This is a genomic window from Nesterenkonia sp. CL21, from assembly GCF_031705515.1.
In the GTDB taxonomy this organism is placed as follows: Bacteria; Actinomycetota; Actinomycetes; order Actinomycetales; family Micrococcaceae; genus Nesterenkonia; species Nesterenkonia aethiopica.
In genome coordinates this window covers 14056-36580 of record NZ_JAUTWR010000004.1, presented here as the reverse complement: position 1 = coordinate 36580, position 22525 = coordinate 14056, and the positions used below count along the sequence as shown (strand labels likewise).

Here is a 22525-nt window from a genome sequence, read left to right as displayed (position 1 = left end):
ACACAGCGCGCTGACCGCCGCACGGCACGACGACGGCGGCCCCGGCACCTGCCGGGGTCGCCGTCGTGCTCAGTCGAAGTACTGCTGGATCACCGGGCCGACGAGGTCCTCCAGCTCCTGGACGGATGCGGAGGCCATCGGCTCGATGCGCAGCACGTGGCGGGCGATCACCAGTCCGAAGAGCTGAGCCACGGCGGCCTCAGCCCGCAGCTCACGATCTTCCCCGGTCATGCCCTGGGCGATCCGGGCCACCATGACGCGCCGTCCGAAGCCGCGCAGCAGGGCAGAGGCGGAGTCCTGGGACATGGCGGCGCGCAGCAGGGCCAGCAGCGGTGCGCGGCGCACCGGATCATCCCAGACGCCGAGGAAGACGTGGACCAGCCGACGGCCGCGCAGCTCCAGCGGAGCTTCCTGCACCGCGGCGGCGACGCCCTGCGGATCGAAGGGCACGTCCACCGCGGCGGCGAACAGCTTCTCCTTGGTGCCGAAATAGTGATGCACCAGGGCGGGGTCCACTCCGGCGCGGGCAGCGATGCCGCGCAGGGACGCCTTCTCGTAGCCGGCCTCGGCGAAGCTCTCACGGGCGGCCGCGAGGATCTGACCCTTCGTGTCGGGCCGGCCGGCACGGCGCCCCTTGCCGTAGCGGGCCGACTCACCGGGCTGAGGGTCAGGGTCGGCGTCAGCGTCCATCAGGACTCCCCTCCGCCCGCTCGGCGGGCCCACAGCACGAGCGCCCCCGGAGTGACGAAGACGCCGGCGACCAGCGCGACGACGATCGCGACGGCACCGAGCCTACCAAGGGTCTGGATCGGCACCAGGGCAGACCAGGAGAGGACCAGGAGCGCCCCCAAGGTGGTGACGGCGGATCCGGTCAGCGCTGCCCCGGTGGTCCCCACGGTGGAGGAGACCGCTCCCTCGGGAGCGCTCATGGGCAGCTCCTGGAGGAAGCGGTTCACCACGTGGACGCCGTAGGGGACGCCGATCCCGATCGCCATGGCCGTCAGCGTCGCGCTGAGCACGTTGAGGTCGATGCCCAGCACCCACATCATGGCGATCACCCCTGCTGCGCTCGTCACCGCAGGGATCATGGCGATCACCCCGAGCACGGCTCGACGACGCCACAGCCGGTAGGTGGCCATGAGCAGCACGGTCACGATGCTCAGCGTCAGCAGGATGGACCTCACCTGAAACTCGGCGAGATCCCGGTTCATCTCGGCGACCACCATCGGCTCGCTGGAGATCGACACCTCTGCCCCCTGCTGCGTGACGGGGTCCAGCGCGGCAGCCAGGTCCTCGGCCAGCTGCTCCGCTCCGCCGTCGCCGGCGGTGGTCCGGATCTGCCAGAGCAGAGTGTCCGACTCGGCGGCCTGACGCGCCATGATCTGCGCCTCTCCGCCCGAGACCCGCACACCCTCGACCTCGGCCACCTGCTGGCTGGCCCTGTCGAGCGCCGACCCGAGATCGGCACGGGTGTCCGGCGGGTCGATGAGGACGAAGGTCGCCTCGGTGATCTGGGACCCGAAGAGCTCCTCCTGGTGCGCCAGGGTCGCCTCGATGTCGGACCCCTCAGGGAGGAAGTCACTCCTGTCGAACTGGGTGTCCAGGCGGAAGGAGGCCAGGACGGCCAGGCCGATGAGCATCAATGCCACGACGAGACCGGCCAGCGGCCTCCGATCAGCGGTGCGGACCGCCGCGCGGGTCAGGACGCCCGAGGACGGCCGCGCGCTCTCGCGCCCTGTGGGCTGGGCGCCCGAGTCCCGCCGGCGGCGCCTGGCAGACGCCGCGGCGAGGCGCCGTCCCCACAGAGCCTGGGTCGCGGGAACCAGGATGATCATCACCAGGAAGGCGCACAGGATCCCCAGGGCCACCTGGACTCCGAAGGTGGCCAGCAGGGGAAGTGGCGCGGTCGCCGTCGCGCCGAATCCCACGCCGGTGGTGACCGCGGCGATGGCCAGGGCAGGGCCGACCGCGCGAACAGCCCCGGAGGCGGCCGGGGAGGGTGCAGCCCCCTGCGCAGAGAGCTCACGGAAGCGGGCCATGAGGTGCACCGCGAAGTCGATGCCCAGCCCGACCAGCAGGATGGGGACGATGATCGCCAACTGAGAGAGCGGCCCGATCCAGCCCAGCCCCTGAGGTCCGAGAAGACCGGCCAGCCCGAAGGTCCAGACCACCGTCATCGCCAGACCGATCAGACCGACTCCGACGACCAGAGCCGACCGGAACGTCACCGCCAGCAGGACCAGGACCGCCAACAGCGCCACCAGGAACAGCACGGGCGCCTCGCCGCGGACAGCGTCGAGCATGCCCTCCACGAACAGCCCCTGGCTGTAGACGACGACCTGCTGATCACCGGTCTCGGCCACGGCCTCCTGAACCCGCAGCGCGGCCTGCGTGCGATCCTGCTCGCTGAGGGACTCCCGGAGGAACGCGACGATGACCGTGGCCCGCGCGCTGCCGGAGTCGGCGTCGTAGTCCCCGGAGATCAGGGCGGCGGCCTGCGGCTGAGCCGCGACGGAACGGAGCCGCTCCCCCGCGTCCTGGGCGTCATCCTCCGTCGGGGTCCGCTCATCGAGCCCGAGCAGCACCGGCAGCGAGAGCAGGGCCGGCCTTCCGGCGGCAGGCTCTCGCAGATCGTCCCCCAGCTCATCGGCCACGTGTTCCTGCACCTCGCCCACCTCGGCCAGTCCCTCTGAGGTCAGGATGTCCCCGTCAGAACCGGCGTCCACGATGACCTGCACGACGGCGGAGGGGTCGTCGAACTCCTGCTGCACGCGGGTCATGGTCTCCACGGTGACGGAGTCCTCGCGCCCGAGCTGGGTGATGTCGACCTCGACGTCGTTGAGCGACGCGGCGGCGATGAAGCCGAGGGTCACCACCAGCAGTGCGGTCAACGCGGACTTCGGGCGGCCGATCACTGCCGCGAGGAGCGTCTCCAGGATGCGCGCCATGACGTCCTCTCCTGAATTTCATCGTGTGATGAATTTCAGGGTAGGACTCGGTCATTCATTTTTCAACGCCTGATGAATTCAGTACCGTTCAGGCCGACCGGCTCCCGCCGCCCTGCCCACCGGTTCGTCCCCGCGGCGTTCGTTCGTCCTCGCGGAATACCACGGGTACGAACGAACGCCACGGGGAAAGATGCGGTCATATGTCGGGACAGACGTGGTCATGCCCGGGGCGGGCAGCCCTAGTGCCCGACCAGCCCGTCCCGCTCCCCGACCAGCTCGGTGCGCCAGGAGCGCCTGGGCTCCCAGCCGAGCACTCGGCGGGCCTTCTCGATGGAGAACGCCGGGGCGTCCCCGGTGAGATCTCCGGCCAGATGCGCCAGGTCCGGGAAATGCTCCGGGATGAGCTCGGCCAGAGGCCGGCGCGCGAGCGCATCCTTCGCCCCCACGAAGAACACGGAACCGTTCTCGACCTGGTCGATCTTGGCCAACAGCGTCAGCAGGAAGTCGGTGACGTCCCGGGCGTCCACGTAGTTGAACATCGCGACGGCGGACAGCGCCGGGTCATCCAGGCGTTCTGTGAGCGTGTGCCCCTGCTGAGTGGGTGCACCCTCCCACTCCTCCGGAGCGATGACGTAGCACGGCCGGAAGGACACGAACGTCACCTCATCAGTCTGCTGGGCGAACATCGCGGCCACCTGCTCGGCCACGTGCTTGCTCAGCCCGTAGGCGTGCCACGGCTGAGGCGGCACCTCCTCGTCCAGGGGCAGCCTCGGAGGCACCCAGCCGGCCGGCGCCCCGTAACCCATGATCGAGGGGCTGGAGGCGATGACCACCTTCGTGGCACCGGCCGCCACCGCCGCGGCGGTCACGTTGTGCGCGATGCCGGCGTTGGTCTTCAGGATCACATCCTCCGGCGCGCTGAACGGCACCGCGATCGCGGCCAGGGAGACCACCGCCGTCGGGGCGATCTCCGCGAACAGGGCGGCCGTGGCCTCGGCGTCGAGCAGGTCGATGCTGCGGTGGTCGACCCCGGCGACGGGCTCGACGGGCAGCTCCCGGTCCACGCTGATGACCTCATGCTCGGTCTCGGCGAACCCGGCCACCACGCTGCGGCCCAGCCGCCCGGAACCGCCGGTGACGATGATGCGTTCTGCCATGGCTGTCCTCATCGGTCCCCTGCTCAGTCCCTGCTCAGTCCCTGCTCAGTGCGCGACGGCGGCGTCGGCGCGAGCGCCCGTGGCATCGCCCCGGAGGCAGTCCCCGAGGCATCCCCGGAGGCCAGCCCCAGCTCCACCTCGGCCACCGTCACGGGGCCGCGCGTCTGCAGGGAGCGGTTGCCGCAGACGCCGACGGCGATGGCCTGGATGCCGTCCACCAGACCGGCGGGGCGGGCGTACGGGTCCTCGCCGGGACCGTTGAAGATGTCGGCCAGCAGCAACCGGTCGCCGCCGCCGTGGGCCCCTTCACCCTGGACGATCTCCAGCTCCTCGGCCTCGCCCCAGTGGCGCTGCAGCACCAGGCGCTCACCCTTGGAGCGCACCGCCCCGGACCGGCCGTCGTCGGCCACCGAGGGATCCACCGGGGAGCCGCCGGAGGCGGGCAGCACAGCGGCCCGCTCCACGACGTCGAGCTCCAGCCGGCCCTCGGTGCCGTTGACCGCCACCCGGTACCCCTCCCAGGGGGCGTGGGCGTTGAGCGAGTAGTTCAGCACCGCGCCGCGGGTGTAGTCCACGATCAGCGCGAGGTTGTCCTCGATGGTGATGCCCTCGCCGAAGACGTCCTGGTCACGGATGTAGCCGTCGTGGTGTTCGTTGTCCAGGTAGAGCTTCTGCAGGGTCTCGTCGGTGCGCAGGTCCAGGGCGAAGGGGTCGGCTGACGAGCCCTCGCGGGTGCCGCGCTCGGCGGGGGCGATGCCGCGGGCGGCGGCGTTCTTCGCCCCGTAGAACTTCAGCCCGCCGGAGGCATAGATGCGCTCCGGGACGTCGGCGAGCCACCAGTTGACCAGGTCGAAGTGGTGGCTGGCCTTGTGGATCAGCAGTCCGCCGGAGTTCTCCTTGACCCGGTGCCAGCGACGGAAGTAGTCCGCACCGTGGACGGTGTCCAGCACCCAGGTGAAGTCGATGGAGGTCACCTGCCCGATCCGGCCTTCGAGGATCGCGGCCTTCAGCGCGGTGTTGCGCGGGGAGTACCGGTAGTTGAAGGTCACGATGACCTCGCGCCCGGTGGCCTCCACGGTGCGCGCGATCCGGGCGCTTGACTCGGCGTCCACCGTCAGCGGCTTCTCCACGACGACGTCGGCCCCGGCCTGCAGGGACTCCACGATGTAGTCGGCGTGGGTGAAGTCCGGGCTGGTGATGATGACCCGGTCGATGCGCTGCTCCTGGATGACGGAGGTCAGCGCGGCAGGGTCGAAGGTGGCGACGTCGGCGCCGTGCTCCTCGCGGATGCGGCTGCGGTGGTACTCGACGCGGCCGGGGTTGGTGTCGGCCAGGGCGACGAGCTCGGCGACGTCGGCGTGGGGGCCGGCGATCGCGTCGGTATACATCCTGCACCGGCTGCCCATGCCGATGATCACGTAGCGGGTGCGGGCGTTCTCAGTGCTCACGGGTGAGCCAGCTCCTTCATGCGGTGAACAGGTGGTGTGCGTCCGGGGAGGTCCTCCCCAGCAGTCTTGCCGTGTCGGCGGGGAATGAGAAGCGATCCGCCCATGCCTTCCGTGGATGGCACATGTGCCGCGTGGGCATCCACCCCGCAGACGCCGACGACGGCCGCCCGCCGCAGGCAGCGGCGGACGACCGTCGCACGGTCGGGCGGATCACTTGATGCCGGTGGTGGCCATGCCCTTGATGAGGAACCGCTGACCGAACAGGAAGATCAGGAACAGCGGCAGGATCGAGATGATCGACATGGCGAACATGCCGCCCCAGTTCGACTCGCCGGTGGAGTCGATGAAGGCCCGCAGCGCCAGCGGCACGGTGTACATGTCCGGTGAAGTCAGGAAGATCAGCTGGCTGAAGAAGTCGTTCCACGTCCACATGAAGGTGAAGATGGTGGTGGTCGCCAGGGCCGGGACCATCAGCGGCAGGATCACCTGGAAGAAGATCCGGATGTGGCCGGCGCCGTCGATCCGGGCCGCCTCGTCCAGGTCCTTCGGGATGCCGCGGATGAACTGCACCATCAGGAAGATGAAGAAGGAGTCCGTGGCGAGGATCTTCGGCACGATCAGCGGCAGGAACGTGTTCACCCAGCCGAGGTTCGAGAAGAGGATGTACTGCGGGATGATCACCACGTGCACCGGCAGCATGATGGTCAGCAGCATCGCCGCGAACATCGGGATCTTGAACTTGAAGTCCAACCGGGCGAAGGCGTAGGCCGCCATCGAGCAGGCGATGAGGTTGGCCAGGATGGAGGCGAACACGACGATCGCCGAGTTCCACAGGAAGTGGCTGAACGGGTGGCTCAGCGCATTCCAGCCCTGCACGTAGTTGTTGAACTCCAGCGTGGTGAGCAGGATGCCCGGCTCGCGGAAGATCGCTTCGTTGGGGCGCAGGGAGGAGACCAGCATCCACAGCAGCGGGTAGATCATCGCCAGCGAGGCGGCGATCATGACGATGTGCTTGACGGTGGCCTTGACCGCGCGCTGGGCCGGCGAGACGGACTTCATCGGCGCCCGGTCCTCCGAGGCGATGGAGCTCGCCCCGGCCAGCGCGGCGGTGGCGTCGGACTTGGCGGCGTCGGCGCGGCTCATCGTGGACGCGCCGGTGGTGGTCTGAGGAGAATCAGTCATCGTAGTGCACCCAATACTTGGAGAGCCAGAAGTTGATGGCGGTGATCGCCGCGATGATCAGGACCAGCAGCCAGGCCATCGCCGAGGCGTAACCCATGTCGAACCGGCCGAAGCCCTGCTGGTAGAGGTAGAGCGTGTAGAACAGCGTGGAGTCGGCCGGGCCTCCGGATCCGCCCGAGACGATGAACGCCTGGGTGAAGTTCTGGAAAGCGCCGATCAGCTGCAGCACGAGGTTGAAGAAGATGATCGGGGTCAGCAGCGGGATCGTAATGGTGAAGAACTGCTTGATCCTGCCCGCACCGTCGATCGAGGCGGCCTCGTAGTACATGTCCGGGATCTGCCGCAGGCCGGCCAGGAAGATCACCATCGGGGCGCCGAAGGTCCACACGTGGAGGATGATCAGCGTGCCCAACGCGGTGTCCGGGCTGGACACCCAACCCTGACCTTCGATGCCGACCATGCCCAGCAGCTGGTTGATCAGACCCGAGTGGCCGAAGATCTGGCGCCACAGCACGGCGATGGCCACCGAGGAGCCGAGCATGGAGGGCAGGTAGAACACCGAGCGGTAGAACGCCAGCCCGCGCATGCCGCGGTCCAGCAGCATCGCGATGGCCAGCGACACCGCCAACTGGATGGGCACTCCGACGAACACGTAGGTGAAGGTCACCTGGATGGCGTTGTGCAGGCGGTCATCGCCCATCATCCGGGTGATGTTGTCCATGCCGATCCACTCGGGCGGCTGGAGCAGGTTGTAGTTCGTGAACGCCAGGTACAGCGAGGCGGCCATCGGGAAGAGGGTGATGCCGAACAGACCGATGGTCCACGGCAGCAGGAACAGATGCCCTGCCTTGTTGTCCTTGTGCCTCCGCTTGCGCTGCCCCTGAGGGGCCTTCTTGAGCTGCTGGAGTTCGGCGACGACACTCATGGCGTCACCTCCCGCCCCGCCGTGCGGCGGTGCTCCGCGGCGGGGTCGCTGCTCTGCGACTGGGACAGCATGGCTGCCTCCTCGAAACTTTGGGAAATCGCTTTCCAGGTACGTTCCGTCAACGGTAAGTGAGGCCACATTGTGAGGTCAAGCACACCGGAGTCCGTACTCTGGCCCTGAACCGCGCGGATCGGGTCCCGGCGGGCAGCGCGGCCCAGGTGAACACGCGCACATCCGCGCAATGCCGGGCAGGAGGGATTGAATCGATTTTTATGATGCCTTTCCGGCATCAATCCATGCAGCACCCACCGTGGACGGCATCACCCTGCGGCACTAGGCTCAAAGACGCCGTCGTCGCGCGGCTCCGCCGCCCCTGGCCGCTGCGAGGCCGGTGCCCGCTCGCCCCGCCGATCCCCCGCCGATCCCCCGCCGAATCCGCCCAGGAGAGCCATGAGCCTCAGCCAGCCCACCGTCGCCCGCCTCGAGATGCTGCTCACCGCCCTGCCGTTCTCCGCGGCGCGCCGCGTCACGGGCGAGGAGTCCGTCGACGAGTACAACGCCTCCTCCCAGACCTTCACCCGCATGGAGGCACTGATGGTGAAGGTCACCGACTCCGACGGCCACGTGGGCTGGGGCGAGGCGTTCGGACATCGGAGCAACCCGGCCACGTGGGCAGCCCTGGAGGAGATCGTCGGACCGTTCCACCTGGGACGCGCCGCCGATCCGCAGGCCGTCCGCCACGAAGCGGAATACGCGTTCCATGCGTTCGGGCGGACCGGGCCGGTCCACTATGCGCTCTCTGCAGTGGACACCGCGCTGTGGGACCTCACCGCGCAGCGCACCGGGGTCCCGCTGCGCCGCCTGCTGGACCCCCAGGCCCGGGACACCATCGACTGCTACGCCTCCCTGGTCCACTACGGGGAGGACCCGGTGGAGGTCGCGCACCACATCGGGCGCGCCCAGCAGGCGGGATACCGCTCGTTCAAGCTGCACGAGTCGACGGCCCCAGCCGTCATCGCCGCCCGGACCCAGGCCGGCCCGGAGGCTGCCCTGATGACGGATGTGAACTGCCGGTGGGACGAGGCCGGCGCCGCCCAGGCGCTCGAGGACTTCGCCGAGGCCGATCTGCTCTGGCTGGAGGAGCCGGTGTTCCCGCCCGACGACACCGGCGTCCTGACCAGGCTCAATGCCGCCCACGGCCGGATCTCTGCCGGGGAGAACGCCTCCGGGGTCCACGGCATGGTCGAGCAGATGCGCGCCGGTGCAGTGTCCTACGCCCAGCCGAGTGTGGGCAAGATCGGCGGGATCTCCGCGATGCAGGAGGTGTTCGCCGCCGGGCGGGAGACCGGTGTCGCCGTCGTCCCACACTGCTTCTACTACGGTCCGGCACTGAACGCCTCGGCGGAGCTGATCGCCGCCCTGGGCCAGGACGTCCAGCTGGAGGTGCCGTTCCTGCAGTGGCCGCAGCGGCTACATCGCCTGCACGGCGCCGGTCCGACGATCACCCTGAGCGAGGAGCCTGGCCTGGGCTTCACCCCGGATGAGCAGGTGCTGGCCGATCATCTGATGCGCCGGGCCGTGGTCGAGGCGTCGTAGAGTCATGCGCATGAGCCACGGGGTCGATCAGCCGCTGAATCAGCCGCCGATACCCATGAGGCTCGCCGTGAACGGCAGCACGGTGACCAGGACGAGCCCACCCAGGATGTTCATGCCGATCCCGCTCTTCACCATCTTCGTGATCGGGACGCAGCCTGAGCCATAGACGATCGCATTCTGCGGAGTCGCCACGGGGAGCATGAATCCGAAGGACGCCCCAAGGGTCGCCGCCATTGCCGGAATGACAGGGTCGACGCCTGCGGCGAGCGCAAGGGGCAGGACGATGGGGACCACCACCGTGGCACTCGCTGTGTTGCTCGTGGTCTCCGAGATCAGCATGGCCAGTCCTGCGGCCAGCACCGTGATCATGAACGGGGATGCCACGCCCAACCCTTCGAACAGTCCTCGTCCGATCGCTTCGGCCAGGCCCGTGCTGCTGAGCATCGTGCCGAAGATCATGCCGGTGCCGAACAGGATGATGGTGCCCCAGTCGATCTTCGCCGCATCCGACCACGCCAGCGTCGCTGCTCCTCTGCGCCAGCGAGTCGGGAGCAGGAACAGCAGTGACGCGCCGATGACCGCCACGATGCCCTCATTCAGCCGCACATCGAGTAACTCGTAGACCGCAGAGTTCATCCCTGCGATGACACCGACCACCGAGGGCAAGAGCCACAGCCCGACAGTCAGCCCAAAGGCGATGATGGTGTTCCACTCGGCGCGAGAGATGCGCCCCTGCTCAGCCCGCTTCTCGGCGATGTACGCCTCGACTCCTTCGATCCGCCTGACCTCTGGTCGGTTGACCAGCAGGAGAACCAGGAGAAGAACCCCGAACATGATGATCGAGACCGGCGCTGCGGCCCCGATCCACGACGCGAAGGAAATCCTTTCGCCGGTGGCCTCTTCGATCAGTCCTCGACCGATCAGGTTCGGCGGGGCACCTACTGGCGTCAGGAGGCCACCGACACCGGCCCCGTAGGCCAGCATCAGCATCAGCGCAGTACCCACGCGCAGGCGGGTCGCGTCGAACCCAGCCTTCACGATGCCCTTGTCCTCGAGCATCTTGGCGATGACAGCCAGAATTCCCAGTGCGGTGGGCAGCAGCATGGCCACTGTCGCTGTATTCGATATCAAGGCGGAGAGCAGTGCGGTGATCACGCCGAAGGCGACGATGATCCGCACCGTGGACGTGCCGACGCCCGGAAGCGACAAGACGAAGTAGGCGAGGCGTTGGGCAACTCCATGCTTCAGCATGGCCTGAGCGAGGATGAAGGCCCCGATGAAGGTGAATATCGTCGTCGAGCCGAAGGGCGCCAGGACCTCATCGGCAGGGGCCACACCGACGAGCACGATCGCAGCGACGCCGATGAGACCCCCGACCGGAATAGGCACGGACTCGCAGAACCAAAGGATGATGACCGCAGCCAGCACGGCGCCGAGACTCTGCTGGTGAGGCTCGATGCCCAAGGGGGCGAGCCACACGACGGCAGCGGCCACGGGGGCCAGAATGAACCCAACAGCTCGCCGCAGTCTCCCTGTCTGACGCTGCGGAGACCCATCAGATGAACTTGTCGCCGGCCCTTCCTGAGACCGACCGTTGCGAGACGGTTCATCAGAAGGCTCCGAGACCCGAACCTTCAACCGCGTATCGCTGACATCTCTCATGCTGCTCTCCTCTGACTCGACAGGTGTTGCAGTACACCCTGAGGGAGTGAGACAGATCACGTCTAAGATATCTTCGTTGTGGCAGGCATAGGCAACGCTTATAGGAGAGTGCATGGATGCTCGGCTTCTGACCTACTTTCTCGCCGTAGTCGACCATGGCGGGTTCGTGCGCGCTGCGGCAGCGTTGCACCTGTCACAGCCCTCGCTCTCGCAGGCGATCAAACAGCTGGAACGAGACCTCGGAATCAGGCTCTTCCATCGAGCGGGTCGAGGCGTGACGCTCAGCGACCCTGGCCGCCAACTCGTCAATCCGGCCCGGAGGGTTCTGCGTGATCTGGAGGTCGCTCGAGATGCGGTGAGCTCGACGAGGCACCTCGATCACGGGGCCGTCGACCTCGTCGCCATGCCGTCACCCGCCATCGAACCGTTGACCACGCTGACGACCCGATTCCGCCAACGTCACCCCGGCATGACCATCTCGGTCGCGGCGGCGTTCACACCTGACGAAGTCGTCGAGTCGGTCCGATCAGGAGCCACCGAGATCGGCCTGCTGGGCTCATCGGGGCGGCCCGCCACGGCCGACCTGCAATTCCTGCCTCTGGAACGCCAGCCCTTGATCCTCATCTCACCTCCAGGGACAGAGGGCGAGGGCACAGTTCGGCGAGAGGAGCTCGAGGGCCTGAACTTCGTCGTATCCACCCGAGGCAGCCTGATGCGCCAACTGGTGGACGAAGTTCTCGCCGAAGGCAACAGCCTGCGCGTCGTCGCAGAAGTCACGCACCGCACCTCTCTCCTGCCGTTTATCCTCGCCGGGCTCGGCCACTCTGTGATGCCCGAATCGTGGAAGGACCTCGCACTCGCCGCCGGGTGTCGGGTTCGGGGCATCGCCCCGGCCGCGCACCTGGACGTGGCGGCCGTCCACCGGTCCCAGGACCTCACCCCTGGAGCGCGCTCCTTCCTGGCCCTCGCCGCGGAGTACTCGGACAACGACACATAAGACAGGCCTATGAACCTGATCGCGATCACGTCTTAGACAGTCGCGCGGGCCGTGGGTGTACTGGAGGTCAGGACGAACCTCAGACCCATCAGGAGCCACCATGACGACACCCACCACAGACACTCGAACCTTCGACATCTCCGCGATCCCCGCAGACGGAGTGGGATTGGAGGTCGTAGATGCCGGCCGCACGGTCCTCGACACGCTCGCCCGGGAATCCAAGGGCGAGTTTTCGTTCTCCTGGCGGGAGCTCGACTGGGGAAGCGACTACTACGCTCGGCATGGCCGCATGATGCCTGAGGACGGACCGGACCAGGTGTCGGACTCTGACGCAATCTACTTCGGGGCGGTCGGATGGCCGACCGTGCCGGATCACATCAGCCTCTGGGGCCTGCGACTGCGTCTCTGCCAAGGTTTCGACCAGTGGGCGAACGTCCGACCGGTCACCTTCCTCCCCGGCGTGGAGAGCCCGCTGCGCAAGGCAGACACCACGCCGCTGGACTGGGTGGTGGTCAGGGAGAATTCCGAAGGCGAGTACGCAGGGTTCGGGGGACGAAACTTCAACGGTCGCCCCGGCCAGGGCGAGGTCGCCACGCAGTCTGCCGTATTCACCGAGGTGGGATGCGAACGCATCATCCGGTTCGCCTTCGACCTGGCTCGCACTCGTCCACGCAGGAAGCTGTCCAGTGTCACCAAGAGCAATGCGCAGCAGTACGGGATGGTGCTGTGGGACGAGGTGTTCGAGCGCGTGACCGCCGACTACCCCGACGTCGAGACGGAGAGCGTCCTCGTGGACGCGATGTCAGCGAAGTTCATCCTCCATCCGGAGGACCTCGACGTCGTGGTCGCATCCAATCTCAATGCCGACATCCTCTCGGATCTGGGGAGCGCGCTGGCCGGATCACTGGGACTCGCGGCCAGCGCGAACCTCAATCCGGAGCGTAGATTCCCCAGCATGTTCGAGCCCGTCCATGGTTCAGCTCCTAACATCGCGGGTAAGGGACTCTGCAACCCGATCGGCGCATTGGGCTCCGCAGCCCTGATGTTGGATCACCTGGGTCTCCCCGACGCCGCCAAGAGCCTCCAGCGCGGCATTGAGGAGACCTGCCGACGGGGAGTTCTCACTCCTGACGTCGGGGGATCCGCAACGACACAAGACGTGACGAACGCAGTGATCGACTCACTCAACTGAGCATCCCCATCAGAGTCACGGAAGCAACTGACGCGACCAGTTGTCCTAGGATCAGCTCATGACACACGTCACTCGCATGCCTCACGTCGTCTGCGTCCCCGACTCATTCAAGGGCTCCGCCACCGCCGCCGAGGCCGCCGCCGCGCTGGCCCGCGGCGCTCGGGAGGTGTTCCCGCAGGCGCAGATCACCGAACTTCCCTTCGCCGACGGCGGCGAAGGCACCCTGGAGGCGCTGCTGGCGGTCTGGGGACAGGAGGCCGAGGAGCTGGAGGTCCTCGACGCCATCGGGCGACCCGCCACGGCCCTGGTGGGCCGCTCGGCAGACGGACGGACCGCAGTGCTGGAGGCGGCGCAGGGCAACGGCCTCCCGCAGGTCAGCGATGTGCCGCTGCAGCCGCGCCGAACCGACACCTACGGGGTCGGGCTGATCGCGCAGCACCTGCTGGACACCGCGCCCGGAGGCACCCAGGTGGAGGAGATCCTGCTGTGCATCGGCGGCTCGGCCAGCACCGACGGAGGCACCGGGCTGCTGCGCGCCCTGGGCGTGGAGTTCCTGGACGACGCAGGCGCCCCGGTGGCGCCCGGCGGGCAGGGGCTGGCCGAGATCGCTGCAGTGGACGTCTCCGGACTGCATCCCCGCGCCGCCGAGGTGCGGTGGCGGATCGCCGTGGACGTGGACAATCCGTTGACCGGTGAGCGCGGAGCAGCCGCCGTCTTCGGTCCGCAGAAGGGCGCGGATGAGGACGACGTCGCTGCGCTCGACGCTGGCCTCTCCCACCTGGCAGGAGTGCTCGCCGCCCACACCGGCGCTGCCGCCGAGGACTATCGGGAGGCCGCCGGGTTCGGGGCCGCCGGCGGCATCCCCGTGGGACTGGTGAGCCTGCTCGGGGCCGAGGTGGTGCCGGGTTCGCAGATGGTGGGCGAGGCCGTGGGTCTGGCCGAGTCACTGGCCGAAGCCGACATCGTGCTGACCGGCGAAGGCTCCCTGGACTCCCAGTCGCTGGGTGGGAAGGTCGTGGAGGCGGTGCGCCGCAACGCGCCGGCGGGTGCCGCCGTCGTCGTCATCGCCGGCACCGTGAAGCTGACCGCCGCCGAGTGCCGGGACGCTGGCCTGACCGGGGCGTTCTCCATCGCGCCCGGGGCTGCGGAGCTGGACCAGCTGCTGGAGCGGGCACCCGAGCTGATCACCCAGACCGCGGCGCAGGCCTGCGGACTGCTGGCGCACGGCCGTTGAACACCCTCCCGGCCGAGGTGCCTCTGCGGTTCGGGCCCTTATCCGGGGATCTGAGCGCTCAGAAGGGCCCGAACCGCGGGGTCATCGCGGCGCAGACCTCATGTGAACCGCTCAGGAGTGCTGCTCCACCCAGGTGGTGAGCGCCTCCATGTACTTCGCGGCGCGCGTGGCGAGCTGCTCGTCGGGGCCGGCGTCGCCGAAGGTGTCCTCGGTGACCTGCACCGCCATCAGCGGGGTGCCCATGAGCTTGACTCCGAGCAGCGGCAGGAAGGTCCGCAGCTGGGTCTGCGAGTTGATGGTCCCGAACCTGCTGGGCGAGGCACCGGCGATACCCATCGGTGTGCCGCGCAGCACGCCCTGCCGCGGGGGTCGGGTGAGGATGTCGATCGCGTTCTTCACCGGAGCGGGGAAGCTCTGGTTGTGCTCCGGGCTGACCAGCAGCAGGCCGTCGCAGGCCGAGACCTGCTCCTTGAAGGCAGTCATCTCGGCAGGGAAGTCCTCGTCGAGGTGCCGGTCATAGAGCGGCAGGGGCCGAATGTCGATCTCTGTGAGCTCTGCCCGCTCCGGGGCCTGAGCCACCAGCACCTCGGTGAGCTTCCGATTCACCGAATCCTCCGCGAGGCTGCCCACGATGTACCCGATCCGCGCCATCTGCGCTCCTTTCCCGTCGTCGACGGTGCCAGTCTGGCACGACTGGCCCCGCAGACGGGCAGAGGTGACGGGCAGAGGTGACGGGACGGCGAGCGCCGAGGACGAAGTCGGCCCCCGGTCGCCCCTGCTCAGAGCCAGCGGAAGTCCCCGGAGCCCCCGAGGCGCCACCCGCGGGCCGCCCGCTCGGCGTCGAGTCGCAGCAGGGCCTGCTCGCGAGCGCGGACGAGTCGGACCTCGCGGGACAGAGCCCGACGACGGCGCCGCGCCTCCCGGCGTGCGGCGCGATCCTGCCGACGGGGCGGAGCGTCCGGCCCTTCGGACGGAGGGTCGTTCGGCCGGGGCGCGGGAACCCGCGGCGGAGACGCAGGAGCTTCGGCTGTCGGCGCAGCCGCTGGCGGGGAGGACGGAGAGGGCGGCTGTCGGGGTGACTGGCGGGGTGCTGCAGTAATCATGAATCTCACGCTACGGAGCGATGAGGACAGATTCCGTCCGCATCTCGAGCGCCCGTTCCAGCTGGCCGGAACGCCCCGCCCCGGACACCACGATGCCTCCGGAACGTCGGCCGGAACCCACGCACTGACGCGAGGTTCAACGACGCGATCGCCGGGGACAGCCCCAGAGGACTGCTCAGCCCCGGGGCTTCATGCGAGTGGTCGGCAGCGCCGGTGCAGGCAGGGGCGGCGCGGTGTGCGGCGGGAAGTCACCGAACTGTGGGAAGGGGCGGCCGTCGTCGTAGGTCTCACCGGTGAGCGCGTCGCGCAGCTCCCCGCTCAGCGGCGCTCCGAGCGACTCACCTTCGGGCAGGTGCCGGTGCAGCGGGGAACCCGCGGGAGGTGGTTCGAATCCCATCTCTGACTGGTAGGCGGCCCGATACGCGGCGATGTCCTCGTGGCTGCGTCCCACGAAGTTCCACCACATCACGATCTGCTCCCCCAGGGGTCGCCCGCCCAGCAGCAGCGCCACCACGGGCTCCTCACCGGCCTCGATCCGCAGAGTGGTGCGTCCGACGTCGGCCACGGCCAGATGGTCGGCGGGGACGTCCGCGCCGTCCAGGCGCACCTGGCCGGAGACCGGGAGCAGCCCGTGCTCGTGGTCTGCGGGGATCGTGAGCTCCAGGCTCGCACCGGGCTCCAGGCGCAGCTCGGCGCCGGTCAGCGGGAGAGGCGTGGGCACGGGCGACCTGCTGCCGAGCAGCTCGCCCAGGAAGACCTTCGCCTCCCACCCCCGGCCGGAGACGGTCTCGGGGCGGTGCGCCGCCAGGGAGGGCTCGGAGGACCGGTGCCCCTGCGGGAACGCGAACCAGAGCTGGGCGCCGTGCAGCACGGTCGTGTCCTCCGTGGAGTACTCGGAGTGGCTGATGCCGCGCCCGGCGTTCATCAGCGCCAGCTCCCCGGGGCGGACGGTGGCCCAGTGTCCGGCGGAGTCCAGGTGGTCGATGCGTCCGGAGAACAGCCAGGAGACCGTGGCCAGCCCGGTATGCGGATGGCGGGGCACCCGCATCGGCGTGGAGGCGGAGACCTCGTCGGGACCGTAGAAGTCCAGGAAGCACCAGGCTCCCACCAGGGAGCGCGCACGCTGGGGCAGGGTCCGGCGGACGGTCATGGCCCGCGGCCCTCCGAGCGGAACCTCCCGAGGTTCGAGGATCTCGATCCCCGAGTCGGCCACGGCGACGCCGTCGCGCAGACCGCGGCTGCCCTGGGGGCCGTTGACACAGATCTGCTCCTGCGGGGAGCGCTCGACGTTGCTCATGCTGGCACCTCCGACGATCCACCACGATGGTCATTCAGATTTGAATCATCTGATGATCTCCACTGTATCCGAGAGGACCGCGAGGGCGAGAGCCCCACGGCATCGCCTCTCTCATCAGACTCTCACAGTGAGCGGTCATCCTGGTGCCCAGGTGGTCACAAGCGCTCGGGTTGGTCCGCATCCAAGCCGGGCCTGCGACGCTCGTGGACCGCACCACCCCACAGCCGCACCACCCCACAGCTTCATCACCCCACAGTCCCCCGACCCGGAGACCGTGGTTCCGTCGGCCGTCCCCGCCGGAACCGTCGCGTCGACCTTCGGCCAGCATAGGATCAGCCGCACCGAGGCGGCCCCTCCGTCCCCCGCAGACGCCTCGGACCGTTGGACGCTGGCCCCTCAGGTCGCCGCCGCCCACCAGGAGTGGTGCTGGCGGGTCTTCGGGTCGGGCCCCTCCTCTCTGCGGAGGTGCCCGATCCCTCAGGGATCGGCCGCACTGGAGGTCCACCGCCGCTGAGACGACGTCGGCCCGTCTCCCTGATCAGGGAGACGGGCCGACAGCGTGTCCGGAGGAAGCGCGGGCGCTTCTCCTCGCGGGTCGATCAGTCGTCGGTGACGACGACCTTGACCTCGATGTTGCCGCGGGTGGCGTTGGAGTAGGGGCACACCTCGTGGGCCTTGTCGGCCAGCTTCTGCGCCTCGTCCTGGGGCAGGTCCGGCACGACCACCTCGAGGGTGACCTCCAGGCCGAAACCGCCCTCGGGCAGCTTGCCGATGCCGACCTTGGCGCCCACGGAGGAGTCGCCCAGCTCGGCGTTCTCCTGGCTGGCGACGAGCTGCAGCGCGCCGTGGAAGCAGGCCGCGTAGCCGGCGGCGAAGAGCTGCTCCGGGTTGGCGCCCTCGCCGGATCCGCCCATGGCCTTCGGGGCGGCCAGGTCGAGATCGACGCGGCCGTCGTCGGTGCGGGTGTGGCCGTTGCGGCCTCCCCCGGTCGCGATGGCCTCCGCCGTGTACAGGGTCTCCATGGTGATCTCCTCTCGGTCGACGATCAGTCCTGCATCAGAACAACACATCTGTCCGGCCTTGACCAGGGGTTCGTGCGGGTATTCGCTCAGAGCTGTGCGCTGTTCAACCAGTCCTCCCCGGGTGCGGGACGTCGCCGGTGAACCTGGCTCGTGTCACCGATGCCGTGTCCGGGCAGTCCGCCAGGCAGAATAGGGAACCATGCATTCCGACGACGCCGCCCGCCTCTCCCCCGGGGAGCCGCACCGCATCAGCGCGGGGCTCCGCACCCGGTTCGCCGAGGAGTTCGGCCGGGATCCCGACGGCGTCTGGTTCGCTCCGGGGCGGGCGAACCTCAACGGGGAGCACGTGGACTTCCATGGGGGCCGGTGCCTGCCGATGGCGCTGGCACATGGCACCTATGTGGCCGCCGCCCCGCGGCAGGACGGCCTGCTGCGGCTGCGCACCATGGACCCGGAGCTCGACGCCGGCGTGCAGACCCTCAGCATCGCGGCGGTGGACGCCGTCGTCGGGGGTGACGCCGGGGGCGCCGACGACGGCGAGGCGCCGGTGATCACCGATGTGCACACGCTGGTGCCCGGCCAGGTGTCCGGCTGGACCTGGTATGTGGCCGGCACCCTGTGGGCGCTGGCTCGGCTGGGCGAGGACATCCCAGAGTTGACGGTGCCGGGGGGCTTCGGTGCGGACCTGCTGATCTGCTCGACCCTGCCCATCGGCGGCGGGCTGTCCTCCTCCGCGGCGCTGGAGTGCTCGGCGATGCTGGCGTTCGTCGCGCTGGCCACCCCGCTGGGCGCGGCGAATCCTGGAACCGCTTTGGACGCGGCGCTGGATGACGAGCTGCGCGCCCATCTCGCGGCGGCATGCATGCGCGCCGAGGTGGAGGTGGTCGGTGCGGGCACCGGCGGTCTGGACCAGACGGTGAGCCTGCGGGGCCGGGCCGGACATGTGGTGTCCCTGGACTGCCGGGACTTCACGGTGGCGCGCCTGCCAGCGGACGGGCTGCTTGCCGAGCACGCCTTCCTGGCGATCGACACCCGGCAGGCCCACTGGCTGGGCGACGGGCAGTTCGACGACCGTCGCGCCGACTCGGAGGCGGCGATGCGGATGCTCGGTGTGGACCGGCTGCGGGATCTGCTGCCGGAGCGCCCGGAGGCGGGCGACGTCGACGCCGCGCTCGCACGATTCGATGAGCTGGCCGGGGGCGCGGGGCTGGCTGGAGACGCAGAGGCTCTCGAAGGGCGCAGCACGGCGGCATGCCGACGTCGACTGCGACATGCGCTGACCGAGATGCTGCGATCTGAGCAGCTGGACCGGATCCTCACTGGTGATGGGCTGGAGCCGACGACGGCGGCCGTTGAGGTGGGCCGGATCCTCACCGCCGGGCATGCCTCGATGCGCGACGACGCCGAGGTCTCCTTCCCGGCGGCGGACGCCCTGGTGGAGACCGCGACAGGGGCCGGGGCGCTGGGCGCACGGCTGATCGGCGGCGGATTCGGCGGCTCGGTGCTGGCACTGGTGCCCCGCGACCGCGAGGATGCGGTCATCGGAGCTGCGGCCCGAGTGTGCGAGGAGCAGGGTTTCACCGCTCCGCGGTTCCTGCATGTGGAGCCGTCAGCGCCGGCGCGCGTGGTGGGGTGATCTGGGTGTGGTGTGGAACGTCAGGCGCTCCCCGCTTACCCGAAGAAGAGCCGATCGGCGAAGCAGCATCCAGGTGAGCCTGAGATAATGAGCGCGCCCTGCCGCCGCAGGGATGAGCCCATGTGGTGTGTCAATTATGAGTGCTCCCCGCCTCCGCGGGGATTCCCACCACATGGGCGCACGTCAACCCTTTATGAACATGTGATGTTTAAATTATCAGCCCCGTGATACCGTAGGACCTACATCACAGGACAAGCGGGAAGCTCGGTTCCACCATGACACGCACCACTGACACAGAGTGGCCCACCCTCGGGTGGCGCCTGTGGGCCAAGTCCGGTGACGAACACGGCTGGCTGAGCCTCCCCCAGCACATGAAGGACAGCGCCCGTATCGCCGGGCTCCTGTGGGACCAGTGGGTGGCTCCCGGATGTCGTCGTCGGACCGAGCGCGCCTTGGGAACTTCCAGCCACGAGACCCGACAGGTGGTCATGTGGCTCGCCGGGAGCCATGACATCGGGAAGGCTGACCCGCTGTTCATCGATGTCCTGGCCGACAGACCGGAGTTCGCGCATCTCTCCGCTCAGGCTTATGAGGCAGGGCTCCCCCAGCACACGCAGGCGCTCTTCCAGACGAAGCTTCCCCACTCACACATCAGCTGGGTCGCCATCACGCGGTTTCTTCGCAACAAGGCGGGCATGCGAGGCCCCCTCGCTCACAGCATCGCCTCCATCGCGGGCGCTCATCATGGTCTGCCTCCGGCCAACACGTCATTGTCGCAGGCCACCGCACATGTCGAGCATCTGCCGGACGCCTGGCAGGCGCTGCAGCACGATCTGCTGGAGGCTCTCAGCAGAGACATCGGATTCGATGAGTTCCTGCCGCAGCTGAGCGGCGACGGCTGGCCTGCGTCGACGCAGATGATCCTGACAGGCCTAGTGATCATGACCGACTGGATAGCCTCCAACGCCGATGCATGCCCGTTGACGCCCTCCGGGCGGGACGACGATCCAGACCGGCCTCTCAGGGCGCTGGAGTCCGTGGATCCGGGACTCCCCTGGGCCCCGCAACCGCCTGAGGGAGACTCGTCGGCGGCCTTTGCGACTCGCTTCCGTTGGCCGGCAGAACGTGTCGCTCACCCCGCACAGCGCGCCGCCCTCGAACTGGCCTCCACAGTCCCCGAAGGTGAGGGAGCATTGCTGACGATCGAGGCGCCCATGGGCCACGGGAAGACCGAGGCGGCATTCCTCGCGGCTGAAGAGCTCGCTCGTCGCAGCGGCGCCGGCGGGATCATGGTCGCTGCCCCGACTATGGCGACCGCCGACGGCCTCCTGGGACGAGTCACGGACTGGTGCCGGGACGCGATGGCTTCACAGACACCGGCGTCACTGTTCCTCGGTCATTCGAAGAGCCACCTGAACCCCGCGTATCAACGCCTTCCTCGCTTCGGGGGCATCGGTGACGATACGGGGGGTGAAGTGTTGGCTCACCAATGGCTGCGAGGTCGCAAGAAGGGGATCCTGGCCAATGCCGTCGTCGGCACCATCGACCAAGTCCTGTTCTCCGCACTGCTGAGCAGACACATGATGCTCCGCCACCTCGGATTGGCCCAGAAGGTGGTCATCATCGATGAGGTTCATGCCTACGACACCTATATGTCGCAGTACCTGCGGAGAGCCCTCACCTGGCTGGGCGAGTACCGAGCGCCTGTCGTTCTGCTGTCGGCCACGCTCCCGGCGTCCCGGCGACGCGAACTCATCGACGCGTATCGCCAGGGCCTGAACCCTGACGCCCCCTCCTCCGCCGACTTGGACACGGGGGACCATTATCCGGTGCTCACGCTCTCGACGGAGAGGGAGCCGACAGTGGTGACTCCCGAGGGCAGCGCGACGCCCCAGAATGTGGAGATCGAGCTTATCGACGATGATGACACTGCCCTGCGGCAGGCCCTCCACCCGGTCAAGGAGCAGGGAGGATGCGTGGCCGTCGTCTGCTCGACCGTCGATCGAGCCCAGGCCGCCTATCGGATCGCTCGAGAGGAGGCGGGTGATGACGCCCGGCTGCTGCATTCGCGCTTCATGGCCTCCCAGCGAGTCCGCATGGAAGCACAGTTACTTGACGAGCTCGGCCCTAGGAGCACGCGTGATGGTGAGCGTCCGCGACGCCGGATCGTCGTGGCCACGCAGGTCATCGAACAGTCTCTCGACCTGGATTTCGACCTGCTGATCACCGACATCGCACCCAGCGACCTGATCCTGCAACGCATGGGGCGCCTCCATCGCCACACACGGCCACGACAAGACCGTCCCGAGTGGGCCAGGCATCCACGCACTCTCATCCGCGGATATACCCGACCCCCATCTGCTGCCAGGCCGCCAGAGTTCGCCGACACTATCGAGTTCATCTACCCGAAGGTGCTGTTGCTGGCGAGCACCTCCGCCCTGGAGTTGGAGCGCGGACCCGGGCCAGTGACGATCCCCGACGACATCCCCGAGCTGGTGGATCAGACCTACGAGAATCCCGTCGTGCCCGAATCTTGGCAGGACGACTTCCAGGAGGCCCTGGCCAGCCGCGCAGCGGACGAGGCGGAGAAGTCTCGACGAGCCGACACGTTCCGCCTGACCGTCCCATGGTCACCAGAGACACTGACTGACCTGTTCCAGAACCCTGCTGATGACATCGACCGCGATTCCTGGGGCGAAGAACGCGGGTTGGCTCAGGTGCGGGACACCGATCCGACCATCGAAGTCCTGCTCGTCAGCGGCACAGACTATGGCTACCGCATCCTGGACCCCGATGATTCGAACTCAGAGGACAGCGTCGAGATCATGCACAACGCCGTCCCGGAGGAACACCACGCGCACAGAATCGCAGCCAGCTCGGTTCGCCTGCCCAGGGCATTTTCCCTTCCGGACCGACTTGAGGCCGCTCTGAAACAGCTGGAACAGGAGACGGATCCGGCGTGGCATCACTCCTACCCGCTGAAAGGACAGCTGATGCTGACCCTCGACGCATCGAACCAGGCAATGGTCGCTGGCCGACGTCTCGAGTACGACCCGGAGCTGGGGCTCATCGACCATTCACGCACCGACAGCGCCGCGCGATCAGCGCACGACCCTCAGGAGTGAC

At 68.3% G+C, this 22525-nt stretch carries 16 protein-coding genes; 6 read left to right on the top strand and 10 right to left on the bottom strand.

Annotation, left to right across the window (positions count from 1 at the left end; genetic code table 11):
- Window positions 1-69 precede the first annotated feature (69 nt).
- From Q7C18_RS08295 to Q7C18_RS08270, 6 genes are all read right to left on the bottom strand, one after another.
- Window positions 70-690: a TetR family transcriptional regulator gene (locus Q7C18_RS08295; protein ID WP_070162294.1), complete on the bottom strand. Its 621-nt coding sequence runs from the start codon at window positions 688-690 to the stop codon at window positions 70-72.
- Window positions 690-2948: an MMPL family transporter gene (locus Q7C18_RS08290; protein WP_311024969.1), complete on the bottom strand. Its 2259-nt coding sequence runs from the start codon at window positions 2946-2948 to the stop codon at window positions 690-692. Before Q7C18_RS08290 ends, Q7C18_RS08295 begins: the two co-directional genes overlap by 1 nt.
- Before the next feature lie 239 nt (window positions 2949-3187).
- Entirely contained in the window at window positions 3188-4105 is a 918-nt protein-coding gene (locus Q7C18_RS08285) for an NAD(P)-dependent oxidoreductase (protein ID WP_311024968.1), read from the bottom strand.
- Window positions 4106-4128: 23 nt separating this feature from the next.
- Window positions 4129-5553: a Gfo/Idh/MocA family oxidoreductase gene (locus Q7C18_RS08280; RefSeq protein ID WP_311024967.1), complete on the bottom strand. Its 1425-nt coding sequence runs from the start codon at window positions 5551-5553 to the stop codon at window positions 4129-4131.
- Between the two features lie 210 nt (window positions 5554-5763).
- Window positions 5764-6696 (bottom strand): carbohydrate ABC transporter permease, encoded by a 933-nt coding sequence (locus tag Q7C18_RS08275; protein WP_311025118.1) that lies wholly within the window; start codon window positions 6694-6696, stop codon window positions 5764-5766.
- Window positions 6697-6727: 31 nt separating this feature from the next.
- Window positions 6728-7660: a carbohydrate ABC transporter permease gene (locus Q7C18_RS08270; RefSeq protein ID WP_070162302.1), complete on the bottom strand. Its 933-nt coding sequence runs from the start codon at window positions 7658-7660 to the stop codon at window positions 6728-6730.
- A 450-nt stretch (window positions 7661-8110) separates the two neighbouring features.
- Here Q7C18_RS08270 and Q7C18_RS08265 point away from each other — a divergent pair, with 450 nt between their 5' ends.
- Window positions 8111-9256 carry a mandelate racemase/muconate lactonizing enzyme family protein gene (locus Q7C18_RS08265; protein WP_311024966.1) on the top strand — a complete coding sequence of 382 codons (1146 nt, stop codon included), beginning with the start codon at window positions 8111-8113 and terminating at the stop codon, window positions 9254-9256.
- 39 nt (window positions 9257-9295) lie between these two features.
- Here Q7C18_RS08265 and Q7C18_RS08260 read toward each other — a convergent pair whose 3' ends face one another.
- Window positions 9296-11032: an SLC13 family permease gene (locus Q7C18_RS08260; protein ID WP_311024965.1), complete on the bottom strand. Its 1737-nt coding sequence runs from the start codon at window positions 11030-11032 to the stop codon at window positions 9296-9298.
- On the opposite strand from Q7C18_RS08260, the gene Q7C18_RS08255 reads away from it, so the two are divergent.
- From Q7C18_RS08255 to Q7C18_RS08245, 3 genes are all read left to right on the top strand, one after another.
- The gene (locus tag Q7C18_RS08255; protein WP_311024964.1) at window positions 11031-11915 is read left to right on the top strand and encodes a LysR family transcriptional regulator; all 885 of its coding nucleotides are present in this window, start codon (window positions 11031-11033) and stop codon (window positions 11913-11915) included. The two genes, Q7C18_RS08260 and Q7C18_RS08255, sit on opposite strands and share 2 nt — an antisense overlap.
- 100 nt (window positions 11916-12015) lie before the next feature.
- Entirely contained in the window at window positions 12016-13107 is a 1092-nt protein-coding gene (locus tag Q7C18_RS08250) for a tartrate dehydrogenase (protein ID WP_311024963.1), read from the top strand.
- Window positions 13108-13165: 58 nt separating this feature from the next.
- Window positions 13166-14341: a glycerate kinase gene (locus Q7C18_RS08245; RefSeq protein WP_311024962.1), complete on the top strand. Its 1176-nt coding sequence runs from the start codon at window positions 13166-13168 to the stop codon at window positions 14339-14341.
- Window positions 14342-14452: 111 nt separating this feature from the next.
- On the opposite strand, the gene Q7C18_RS08240 is transcribed toward Q7C18_RS08245, so the two are convergent.
- The 3 genes from Q7C18_RS08240 to Q7C18_RS08230 form a co-directional block, all read right to left on the bottom strand.
- A complete protein-coding gene (locus tag Q7C18_RS08240) occupies window positions 14453-14992 on the bottom strand; it encodes an NAD(P)H-dependent oxidoreductase (RefSeq protein ID WP_311024960.1) in 540 nt (179 codons plus the stop codon).
- Window positions 14993-15619: 627 nt separating this feature from the next.
- A complete protein-coding gene (locus Q7C18_RS08235; protein ID WP_311024959.1) occupies window positions 15620-16741 on the bottom strand; it encodes a pirin family protein in 1122 nt (373 codons plus the stop codon).
- 599 nt (window positions 16742-17340) lie between these two features.
- The gene (locus tag Q7C18_RS08230; protein ID WP_070161354.1) at window positions 17341-17763 is read right to left on the bottom strand and encodes an organic hydroperoxide resistance protein; all 423 of its coding nucleotides are present in this window, start codon (window positions 17761-17763) and stop codon (window positions 17341-17343) included.
- Between the two features lie 199 nt (window positions 17764-17962).
- Here Q7C18_RS08230 and Q7C18_RS08225 point away from each other — a divergent pair, with 199 nt between their 5' ends.
- Entirely contained in the window at window positions 17963-19399 is a 1437-nt protein-coding gene (locus tag Q7C18_RS08225; protein WP_311024958.1) for a galactokinase family protein, read from the top strand.
- Between the two features lie 275 nt (window positions 19400-19674).
- Window positions 19675-22524, top strand: coding sequence for a CRISPR-associated helicase Cas3' (gene cas3 / locus Q7C18_RS08220; protein WP_311024957.1), 2850 nt, complete (start codon window positions 19675-19677; stop codon window positions 22522-22524).
- The last annotated feature ends 1 nt before the right edge of the window (window position 22525 follow it).